Consider the following 10,057-nt stretch of genomic DNA (forward strand, 5'->3'; position numbering starts at 1 on the left):
CCGATGCGCTCCCCGGGCCCCGCCCGCGCGCCGCCGCCCGCGCCGGGCGGCGGCACGCCTCACGCGGTGAGGCGCCGTACCGCCTCACCGACGCGCTCGTCGGTGGCCGTGAAGGCGACCCGTACGAACCGCTCGCCCGCCGGGCCGTAGAAGTCCCCGGGGGCCACCAGCACACCGCGCCGCGCCAGTTCCCCGACCGTGTCCCAGCAGGGCTCGTCCCGCGTCGCCCACAGGTACAGCGACGCCTCGCTGTGCTCGATCCGGAAGCCGCTCGCCTCGAGCGCCGTGCGCAGCGCCGAGCGCCGTGCGGCGTAGCGCTCGCGCTGCTCGGCCACGTGCGCGTCGTCGCCGAGCGCCGCCACCGTGGCGGCCTGCACCGGCGCCGGCACCATCATCCCGCCGTGCTTGCGCACCCGCAGCAGCTCCTCCAGGATCGCCTCGTCCCCGGCCAGGAACGCCGCGCGGTAGCCCGCCAGGTTGGAGCGCTTGGACAGCGAGTGGACGGCGACGACGCCCTCGTGGCTGCCGCCGCAGACGTCCGGGTGGAGGACGGAGACCGGCTCGGCCTCCCAGCCCAGCTCCAGGTAGCACTCGTCGCTGAAGACCAGCACGCCGTGCTCGCGCGCCCAGGCGACGGTGTCCCTCAGCTCCTCCTTGGGCAGCACCCGGCCGGTGGGGTTGGAGGGGGAGTTCAGCCACAGCAGCCGCAGGCCCTCGGGGTCCACCTCGCGCGGCTCGTCGTAGGCGACCGGCTCGGCGCCCGCCAGCCGCGCCCCCACCTCGTAGGTCGGGTACGCCAGCCGCGGGTAGGCCACCTTGTCCCCGGCGGCGGCCCCGATGCCGAGCTGGATCGCCAGCCAGGCCACCAGCTCCTTGGAGCCGACGACGGGCAGGACGTGGGTGTGCGCCAGCCCCCGCGCGCCCAGCCGCCGCTCGCACCAGCCGACGATCGCGTCCCGCAGCTCCGCGGTGCCCCACACCGTCGGGTAGCCGGGACTGTCGGCGGCGGCGGCCAGCGCCTCGCGGACCACCTCGGGCACCGGGTCGACCGGGGTGCCCACGGAGAGGTCCACGATGCCGTCGGGGTGCTCGGCCGCGGTCTTCTTGTACGGCTCCAGCCGGTCCCACGGGAAGACCGGCAGGCGGGAGGACAGGGGTGGCACGTGGCTTCGCTCTCTTTCCGGGAAAAGCCCGGTCCCGCACGGCGGCGGGGCCGTACGGGACCGGGGTCAGTGCTGCGGGTGGCGCGGGATCACTCGTCGTGGCTCTGCGGCGGGAGCGCGGCGACGAAGGGGTGGTCGCGCTCGATGAGGCCGAGCTTGCTGGCGCCGCCGGGCGAGCCCAGCTCGTCGAAGAACTCGACGTTGGCCTTGTAGTAGTCCTTCCACTCCTCCGGGACGTCGTCCTCGTAGAAGATCGCCTCGACCGGGCAGACCGGTTCACAGGCCCCGCAGTCGACGCATTCGTCCGGGTGGATGTACAAGGACCGCTGGCCCTCGTAGATGCAGTCGACGGGGCACTCCTCGATGCATGCCTTGTCCTTCAGGTCCACACAAGGCTGCGCGATGACGTAGGTCACGCTGTCGTTCCTCCTCGGTAGGGCGCGGGCAGCCGGTCCGGTTGTGGCTGAGCCGCATGGCGCGCGGGAGCGCGGCGTCGTCGATGCCCGCCCCTAGTATCTCCGTTCCCGGGCAGGAGACGAACAGGAGGGGTGGTCACGACTGTGGAGTTCACCATGGGCGGACGACTTGAGCTTCGCATCAGCGCCGACGACGTGGGCAAACGCGTCTCGGTGCGCAGTCTGACCGGGTCCGGGGACGCGGGCGCGGCCTTCACCGACACGGTCGGTGTTCTCACATCGTGGACGGACGGTGTGCTCTCGATCACGCGGCGCGGCGGGCAGGGCGTGCGGATCGAGGAGTCGGCCCTGGTGGCGGGGAAGGTCGTGCCCGCCGAGCCCGCCCGCCGCAGGGGCCCGGCGGCGGGTGTGCGGGAGCTGGTGGAGGTGGCGGCGCGCGGCTGGCCCGCGGTGGAGACGGCGCGCCTGGGCGGGTGGCGGCTGCGCGCCTCCGGCGGCTTCACCGGCCGCGCCAACTCCGTCCTGCCCCTCGGCGACCCCGGCACGGACCTGGACACGGCCCTGGACCGGGTCGTGCGCTGGTACGGGGAGCGCGGGCTGCCCGCCCTCGTCCAGATCACCACGGGCGGCGCCGGCGGCGACGAGCTGCTGGCCGCCGAGCTGGAGCGGCGCGGCTGGACGGCCGAGCGGTTCGCGGTCCTCTGCGTCGGCGCGCTCGCACCGCTGGCCGACCGCGAGCCGGACGCGCGGGTGCGGCTGTCGCGGCGGCCGGACGCGGCCTGGCTGTCCGGGTACGGCCGCAGCGCCACGGGGGCGGCCGGCGACGCGCTGAAGGTGCTGGCCGGCGGCCCGTCGGTGTGGTTCGCCACCGTGCCGGGCGGGGACGGCGGGAGCAGCAGGAGCAACGGAGGAGGGGTGCCGGCCGCCGTCGGACGGTGCGTGGTGGACGGCCGGTGGGCGGGGTTCGCCGCCGTCGAGGTCGCCCCGGAGCGGCGGCGCGAGGGGCTGGCCACGGCGGTGATGGCCGAACTGGCCCGCGCGGCGCTGGCGGAGGGGGCCTCGGCGGCGTACCTCCAGGTCCAGCCGGAGAACACGGCGGCCCGGGCGATGTACGACCGGATGGGCTTCGCTGACCACCACGCGTACCACTACCGCAGGGCACCTCTCGGCTGAGTACGGGTACGGAGGTTTCATGGACAGCGGAGACATCGGAGACACCCGCGGGGTGCGGGAGCGGTTCGCGGAGGCCGCGCGGGCCGAGCGGCCGGACCTGGCACTGCTGTGCCTGCTGATCGACGCCGAGGCCGGCTCCGCCGCGGAAGCGGAAGGGGCGGGCGGGAAGGACGTCGACGGCCTCGTCGACGCCGCCCAGATCGAGCTGGACCGGCTGACGGGCCTGCTGCCGTACGAGCCCGCGCGCGGGCCCGGGGGGTGGGCGCGCGCCCTGGCGGACCTGCTCGGCGAGCGGCACGGCTTCCACGGCACGCCCGCCGACTACCAACGGCTGGAGTCCTCGCTGCTGGGCGAGGTGCTGAAGCGGCGGCGCGGGCTGCCGATCCTGCTGTCGGTGGTGTGGATGGAGGTCGCGCGCCGGGCGGGCGCGCCGGTGTACGGGGTCGCGCTGCCGGGGCACTTCGTGGTCGGCTTCGGCGACCCCCGCGGCGAGCACGTCCTCGCCGATCCCTTCGCGGGCGGCCTGCCGATGGACGAACGGGACGTCGAAATGCTGGTGGCCAGCACGACGGGCGCGCCGCCGTCGGCGGCGATGCTCCAGCCCGCCGGCCCGCTGGAGATCGTGCAGCGCGTGCTGAACAACATCCGCGCGTGGGCGGCGGCCCGCCCCGAGCGCACGGACGTCCAGCTGTGGGCAGTGGAACTGTCGCTGCTGCTGCCGCACCACCCGGCCAGGCTGCGCTACGAGCGCGCGCGGCTGCTGGTGGAGCGGGGCGACTTCAAGGGCGGGGCGGGCGAGATGGAGGCCTACGCCGACATGGTCGCCGCGATGGAGCCCAGCACGGCCGACGCCGTCCGCCGCGAGGCACGGGCGGCCCGCTCCCGGCTCAACTAGCCGGGAGCGGGCCGCCGGTGTTCCGCTGAGCCCTCCGGGCCTACCGCGGGTCGAGCTCGATGACGCCGACCCGCTTGGCCGGGTCCGTCTGCCGGAGCGCCTCGCGCAGCGCGCCCGCGACGTCCTGGGGGGTGACCGGCGTCTTGGTCCCGTTGCCGCGGGCGATCAGGACGCCGTCGAAGGTGCTGCCGTACAGCTCCTTGAGCACCTTGAGGTCGTAGGTGTCCACGAGCTTGCCGTTCACCGGCTTCATCGACAGGAACCTCGGCAGCGACCCGGTGGGGCTGAAGGGGATCGACCGGTCGCCCGCCCTGACCGTGACCAAGCCGGACATCGCGGGCTTCCCGAACTCCCGGATCGCCCGGTCGATCTCCTCCTGGCCGACCTCGGGCTGCTGGAGGGAGACCGGCAGCGCGACCGCGCCGTTCCTGCCGGTGGCGACCTGCTCGCGGTAGGCGTCCTCCAGCAGGTCGACGCTCTCGGCGACGTCGACCCGCCGGTGCGGCTTGCCGGGGACACCGACGGCCTTGCCGTCGACGAACTTCACCATGCCGTCCTGCGGCGCTCCGCCGGGGGCCTCCGAGGTGAGGTCCTCCAGGGCCGCCGTGAGCTTCTCCTCGTCGACCGTGAAGACCGGCTCGGCGTGCCGGGCGCCGCCGATGAGCGAGCCGATGACGGAGACGGGGTTGTAGTCGCGCCCCGACGCGCCGCGCACGGTGTTCTCGGTGTCCAGCGACAGGCCCGCGACGCTCGGCTTGAGCGTCTTCTCCGCGCCCTCCACGTCGAGGACCAGCGGTGTGTCCGCCCGCTCGCCGAGGACGGCGTCGAGCTTGTTCATCGCCTCCTCCTTGCTGGCGCCGCCGATGTCCACGCCGAGCACGGTGGTGCCGTTGGGGACGTCGGCGTGGTCCAGCAGCAGGCCCGCGCCGTACGCGACGCCGAGCACGCCGAAGGCGGCGACGCCGACCAGGACCAGCTTGGAGCGGCCCCGCCTGGCGGGGGCCGGGGCGGGCGGCGGCACCTGGGCGCCCTGGCCGGCCGCGGACGGGGCGGGCCGGCCGTCGTCATCGTCGGCCGGCGGCACCCGCGGGATGCCGCTGACCAGGGTGTCGCCGGAGACCCGCCCGCTGGAGGGGCCGGGACCCGCCGGGGGGCCGGGGAAGGGGGCCGGGCCGCCGAGGTCGAACTCCGGCCCGCCGGTGCGCGGCGGCTCGGGCTCGGTGACGGGACCGGGCACCTCGGACACGGCGGGGGACGCAGCGGGAGACACAGCGGGAGACACGGTGGGCTGCGGCCCGGTGTCGCCCGGGCCGGCCGGCGGGGTGCCGCCGGCCGACCGGAACCCCGGCGGCAGCAGCGGCATGTCGCCGGTGGCCGGTCCGGTGGTCGGCCCGCTGGGTCTGCCTCCCGGGGCGGGCGGCGGGACCGCGGCGGAGAAGCCGTGCGGCGGGGTGCCGCCCGGAGCGGGCGGCGGAGCGCCCTCCGCGCGGGCGGCGCCGATCGGGCCGGTGGCGTCCAGGGGGCCGGTGGGGAAGCCGTGCGGCGGGGTGTCGGTGCGCTGCCGCGGCGGCCCCGCCGGGGCCGCGGCTCCGGAGCCGGGCGCACCGGCGGACGCACCGGGCGCACCGCCCGTACCGCCGCCGCCCGACGGGGGCTTGCGCGGGGCGAACCACGAACTGGCCTGCTTCCCGCCGCCGTTGGCGGAGGATCCTCCCGGCCCGGGCGAACCCGGCGCCGCGGGCGCCCCGTTCGCCCCCGGCGCGGGCGCCCCCGCGCCGCCGTTCGCACCGCCCGGGGCGGGCGGCGGGCCGTCCGTCTCCGCCCCCTGCCCGCCGGCCTCGCCGTCGTTCTCGCCGACGGGCTTGCGCACGACGACCGGCGGGATGGGCCGGGAACCCGGGATGTTGATCCGGATGCGGGTGGTCAGCGTGGTCTCGGTCCTCGGCTCGGACGGCTGCGCGGCGGACTCGCCCGCCGGTGCGGCGTACGGCCCGGTTCCCGGCGGACGGGCGGCACCGCCCCGCGCCTGGGGCCCGGAGGACGAACTGTCAGTTTCACGGCTCAAAGCAGGATCTCCCGGTTGGATTCGCCGCCCGTCATGGTTCCGATCGGCTCGCGCGAGCGGCTCGCCGGCGCGCACCACCTTACTGGGGGCCGCCGCCCCGGACTCCGGGAGTGCCGAATCGCCGTCCCGGCAGGCCGTGCGGGAGGGGCCGTGCCGGTGTGCCGCCGCGCGGATTCTCGGCCACCCCGGGGCCGGTTGTCGACCGCGTGCCGATCGCCGCCGCCCGTTTCACCGTTCCTTCACCGGGCGCGCGGAATCCGCGGGCCCGGCGGGCGGGAGGTGACCGGAGGGCGCGAGCGTGGCGCACATCACGGCGGCGAACATCCCGCCCAGCAGGAAGACGTACGAGCCCAGGCCGGTGCCGAACAGGAAGTCGCCCTCGGGGCGCGTGGAGGTCAGCAGCAGCACCACCAGCATCCAGCCGCCCGCCGGCGCCGCCGCGCCGACCTTCGTGCCGGTCAGCCGCGCGCCGCCGTAGAACAGGGCCACGGCCCCGCCGATCGCCAGCAGCAGGCCCAGCGGGAACCAGCCGGCCTGGACGAGGGCGCCCGCGACGGCCACCACCCCGCCCAGCAGGGCCAGGAGGACGTACGCGGCGATCCGTCCCGCCCGCGCGTTCACCGGGGGTCCCCGGCGCCCGCGGCGGGCCCCACGAGCCCCTCGAAGAGGTCGCGGACCGGCTCGCCGGGAACGCCGCCGCCGGCGAGGCGGAAGTGCTCGGTGTGCAGCAGCGGCTGGCTCAGCCGGTTGGACAGGGCGAAGGACCCGGGCGGGCCGGACGGCGAGTCGCCCACCACGATCTGGGTGGCGTGGGCGCGCATCGCCGCCGCCTTGGCCGCCGCCTCGGCCTCGCCGCCCTCGACGACGGCGGCCACCTCGGCGTCGTCCACCACTCCGGGGACGTCCTCGGCCGAGGCCAGGTCCGGGAAGGGGCCGCCGCCGGCGGCGCGCAGCCGGGCGAAGCCCTCCTCGACCACCGAGCGCGCCGCGCAGTTCCAGTAGACGCGGCCGACCCGGTGCGGCCCGCCCCGAGCGGTGCGGTACGCGGGGTCGGCCGCCAGCTCCACCGCGCGCGTCGCCACCCGGTGGGCCTGGATGTGGTCCGGATGGCCGTACCCGCCGTCCGGGTCGTAGGTGATCAGCACCTGGGGGCGCACCTCGCGGATCTCCGCGACGAGGTGGGAGGCCGCCTCGTCGACGTCGGCACGCCAGAAGCAGTCGGCGCGCTCGTTGGCCGGGGTGCCGAACATCCCCGAGTCGCGGTAGCGGCCCGGACCGCCCAGGAAGCGGTGGTCGGACACGCCCAGTTCCCGCATGGCGTGCCGCAGTTCGCTGATCCGGTACGGGCCCAGCCCGTCCTCCCGGTCGGCCGCGAGGTGCGCCAGGGCGGGCGGGATGATCTCGCCCTCCTCTCCCAGCGTGCAGGTCACCAGGGTGACCAGCGCACCCTCGGCGGCGTATCGGGCCATGGTGACGCCGTTGGTGATCGACTCGTCGTCGGGGTGCGCGTGGACCAGCATCAGGCGGCGCGCGGGAAGCTCGGTCATGAGGGCGAGCCTACGCCGCCGGTGTCAGAACTTGATGCTGCCGATCATGCCCGCGACGTTCGAGGTCAGTTCGCTGATGGTGGGAGCGATCGACGAGCTGGCCATGTAGAAGCCCAGGAGCATGCAGACCAGGGCGTGTCCGGTCTTCAGTCCGGATTTCTTGATCAGCAGGAAGACGATGATCGCCAGCAGCACCACCGCCGAAATCGAGAGTGCCACGGCGGTTCACCTCCAAGAGCGAGCGGTCGACAGGGAATCAGGACGCTTGTACGACGGGGCCGTCCGAAGCTACATACCCCGCCGAGAACCATGCGCAACGGATCATAACTTTCCGTGAGACGGCACGGATCGGTGCACGGGTGCAGAAGAGGGGCGCACGCCCGTGTGACCTTGGACACGTCGCCCGTTCCGGGGCGCCCGGGCCGCCCCCGGCAGCCCCGGTGACGGGCGCCGGACCGGCGGCGGGCGCATCGCGGGGGACGCGGCGCGGGGACGCCGTACGCTCGGCCCATGGTCATGTCGTTTCCACGCCAGTACGCCAGAACCCAGCGCTTCACCCTGGGAGCGCCGCGCGCGTTCACCGTGGCCCCGGACGGTTCCCGGGTCGTCTTCCTCCGTTCCCGCGGCGGCGCCGACCGGGCGAACCTGCTGTGGGTGCGGGAGCTCGCCCCCGCCGGCGGACCCGCCCCGGACGGGGGCGGGGAGCGCGCGGTGGCCGACCCCGCGGAACTGCTCGGCGGGGCGGACGAGGAGCTGTCCCCCGAGGAGCGCGCCCGGCGCGAGCGGAGCCGCGAGGGGTCGGCCGGGGTGGTCGCCTACGCGACCGACTCCGCGGTGGAGACGGCGGCCTTCGCCCTGTCCGGGCGGCTGTTCACCGCCGATCTGCGCACGGCCGCCGCGCGCGAGGTGCCCACCCCCACCCCGGTGGTGGACCCCCGCCCCTCCCCGGACGGACGGCGCGTCGCCTACGTGGCGGACGGCGCCCTGCGGGTGGTGGACACCGGCGGCGGGAACGACCGGGCGCTGGCCGAACCGGAGGAGCTCCGCGGCGGCCGCCGCACGACCTGGGGCCTGGCGGAGTTCGTCGCGGCCGAGGAGATGGACCGCTCGCGCGGCTTCTGGTGGTCCCCGGACGGCACCCGGCTGCTGGCCGCCCGGGTGGACGACTCGCCCGTGCGCCGCTGGTGGATCGCCGACCCGGCCCGTCCCGGGAGCGAGCCGGCCGAGGTCGCCTACCCGGCCGCCGGCACGGACAACGCCGAGGTGACGCTCCATCTGCTGGACGTCGGGGGCGGGGAGCGCACCGAGGTGGTCTGGGACCGCGTCCGCTACCCGTACCTCGCCCGCGTCCACTGGTCGGCCGCCGGGCCGCCCCTGCTGCTCGTCCAGTCGCGCGACCAGCGCGGCCAGCTCCACCTGACCGTCGACACCGCCACCGGCCGCACCGCCCCGCTGCACGCGGACGAGGACCCGGCGTGGCTGGACCTGTTCCCCGGCGTGCCCGCCTGGACGCCCGACGGTCGCCTGGTGCGGATCGCCGACGAGGGCGGGGCCCGGGTCCTGGTGGTCGGGGACCGGGCGCTGACCTCCGCGGCGCTGCACGTGCGGGCGGTGCTGGACGTCGGCGACGACGACGTGCTGTTCTCCGCCTCCGCCGGGCCGGACGCCCCCGAGGGCTCCCCCGTGGGCGAGATCGCCGTCCACCGGGCCTGGTTCCGGGGCAGCGGCGACCAGGGCGGCTGGGAGCGGGTCTCCCCCGAGGGCGTCCCGCACGTCGCCTCCGCCGTCCGCGGCGGGGACACGGTGGTGCTGTCCACCTCGGCCCCGGACCGCCCCGGCGTCCGCGTCGAGGCGCTGCGCCTGCCCGAGACGGGCAAGGGCGCCCCGACGCCGCTGGCGGTGATCGCCTCCCGCGCCGAGACGCCCGTGCTGACCGCCCGCCCCCGGCTGCTGAGGGCGGGCGCGCGGCGGATCCCCGCCGCCGTGCTGCTGCCCACCGGCTACCGCGACGGCGACGGGCCCCTGCCGGTCCTGATGGACCCCTACGGCGGTCCGCACGCCCAGCGCGTGCTGGCCGCGCACAACGCGTACCTGACCTCGCAGTGGTTCGCCGACCAGGGGTTCGCCGTGGTGGTCGCGGACGGCCGCGGCACCCCCGGCCACTCCCCCGCCTGGGAGAAGGCGATCGCGGGCGACCTCGCCGGCGTCACCCTGGAGGACCAGGTCGAGGCCCTCCGCGCACTGGCCGGGAACCACCCCCTGGACCTGGGCCGGGTCGGCATCCGCGGCTGGTCCTACGGCGGCTACCTGGCCGCGCTGGCCGTGCTGCGCCGCCCGGACGTCTTCCACGCCGCCGTGGCGGGCGCGCCGGTGACGGACTGGCGGCTGTACGACACCCACTACACCGAGCGCTACCTCGGACTGCCCCAGGAACGGCCGGAGGTGTACGCGGCCAACTCCCTGGTCACCGACGAGGGGCTGTCCGCGCCGGCCGAGCCGCACCGGCCGCTGATGATCGTCCACGGTCTGGCCGACGACAACGTGGTGGCCGCCCACACCCTGCGGCTGTCCTCGGCGCTGCTGGCCGCGGGCCGCCCGCACGAGGTGCTGCCGCTGTCCGGGGTGACGCACATGACCCCGCAGGAGCAGGTGGCCGAGAACCTGCTGCTGCTCCAGGTCGCCTTCCTCAAGCGGTCGCTGGGCATGGCGTGACCTTCGGGCACCCTCGGGCACTCTCGGGCACCGTCGAGCCCTGTCGGGCCCCGGAGACACGGGTGCCGCCGCGGCCGGTGGGCCGC

9 protein-coding genes are annotated in these 10,057 nt (G+C 76.1%); 3 read left to right on the plus strand and 6 right to left on the minus strand.

The window, feature by feature from the left end; all coding sequences use genetic code 11:
* Positions 1–59 precede the first annotated feature (59 nt).
* Together dapC and fdxA are read right to left on the minus strand one after the other, a co-directional pair.
* Positions 60–1,163 carry a succinyldiaminopimelate transaminase gene (gene dapC / locus QC029_RS29655; RefSeq protein WP_279558938.1) on the minus strand — a complete coding sequence of 368 codons (1,104 nt, stop codon included), beginning with the start codon at positions 1,161–1,163 and terminating at the stop codon, positions 60–62.
* Between the two features lie 89 nt (positions 1,164–1,252).
* Entirely contained in the window at positions 1,253–1,579 is a 327-nt protein-coding gene (fdxA, locus tag QC029_RS29660) for a ferredoxin (protein WP_093661226.1), read from the minus strand.
* A 144-nt stretch (positions 1,580–1,723) separates the two neighbouring features.
* Between fdxA and QC029_RS29665 the strand changes: the two genes are divergently transcribed.
* A complete protein-coding gene (locus QC029_RS29665; RefSeq protein WP_279558944.1) occupies positions 1,724–2,752 on the plus strand; it encodes a GNAT family N-acetyltransferase in 1,029 nt (342 codons plus the stop codon).
* A 19-nt stretch (positions 2,753–2,771) separates the two neighbouring features.
* A complete protein-coding gene (locus tag QC029_RS29670; protein WP_279558939.1) occupies positions 2,772–3,647 on the plus strand; it encodes a transglutaminase-like domain-containing protein in 876 nt (291 codons plus the stop codon).
* A 40-nt stretch (positions 3,648–3,687) separates the two neighbouring features.
* Here QC029_RS29670 and QC029_RS29675 read toward each other — a convergent pair whose 3' ends face one another.
* The 4 genes from QC029_RS29675 to QC029_RS29690 form a co-directional block, all read right to left on the minus strand.
* Positions 3,688–5,712 (minus strand): hypothetical protein, encoded by a 2,025-nt coding sequence (locus tag QC029_RS29675; protein ID WP_279558940.1) that lies wholly within the window; start codon positions 5,710–5,712, stop codon positions 3,688–3,690.
* A 228-nt stretch (positions 5,713–5,940) separates the two neighbouring features.
* Positions 5,941–6,333, minus strand: a complete 393-nt coding sequence (locus QC029_RS29680) for a DUF6113 family protein (protein ID WP_279558941.1) — start codon at positions 6,331–6,333, stop codon at positions 5,941–5,943.
* Positions 6,330–7,259: an N-acetyl-1-D-myo-inositol-2-amino-2-deoxy-alpha-D-glucopyranoside deacetylase gene (gene mshB / locus QC029_RS29685; protein WP_279558942.1), complete on the minus strand. Its 930-nt coding sequence runs from the start codon at positions 7,257–7,259 to the stop codon at positions 6,330–6,332. Before mshB ends, QC029_RS29680 begins: the two co-directional genes overlap by 4 nt.
* Before the next feature lie 24 nt (positions 7,260–7,283).
* Entirely contained in the window at positions 7,284–7,478 is a 195-nt protein-coding gene (locus QC029_RS29690; protein WP_093661216.1) for a hypothetical protein, read from the minus strand.
* A 297-nt stretch (positions 7,479–7,775) separates the two neighbouring features.
* On the opposite strand from QC029_RS29690, the gene QC029_RS29695 reads away from it, so the two are divergent.
* On the plus strand, positions 7,776–9,971 hold the full coding sequence (locus QC029_RS29695; RefSeq protein ID WP_279558943.1) for a S9 family peptidase: 2,196 nt from the start codon (positions 7,776–7,778) through the stop codon (positions 9,969–9,971).
* Positions 9,972–10,057 lie beyond the last annotated feature (86 nt).

The organism is Streptomyces sp. DH37 (genome assembly GCF_029813835.1).
Taxonomy (GTDB): Bacteria; Actinomycetota; Actinomycetes; order Streptomycetales; family Streptomycetaceae; genus Streptomyces.

Bases quoted from the DNA above. Each gene is read 5' to 3' on its own strand.
- QC029_RS29670 (WP_279558939.1), top strand. From the start codon at position 2,772: ATGGACAGCGGAGACATCGGAGACACCCGCGGGGTGCGGGAGCGGTTC.
- mshB (WP_279558942.1), bottom strand. From the start codon at position 7,259: ATGACCGAGCTTCCCGCGCGCCGCCTGATGCTGGTCCACGCGCACCCC.
- QC029_RS29695 (WP_279558943.1), top strand. From the start codon at position 7,776: ATGTCGTTTCCACGCCAGTACGCCAGAACCCAGCGCTTCACCCTGGGA.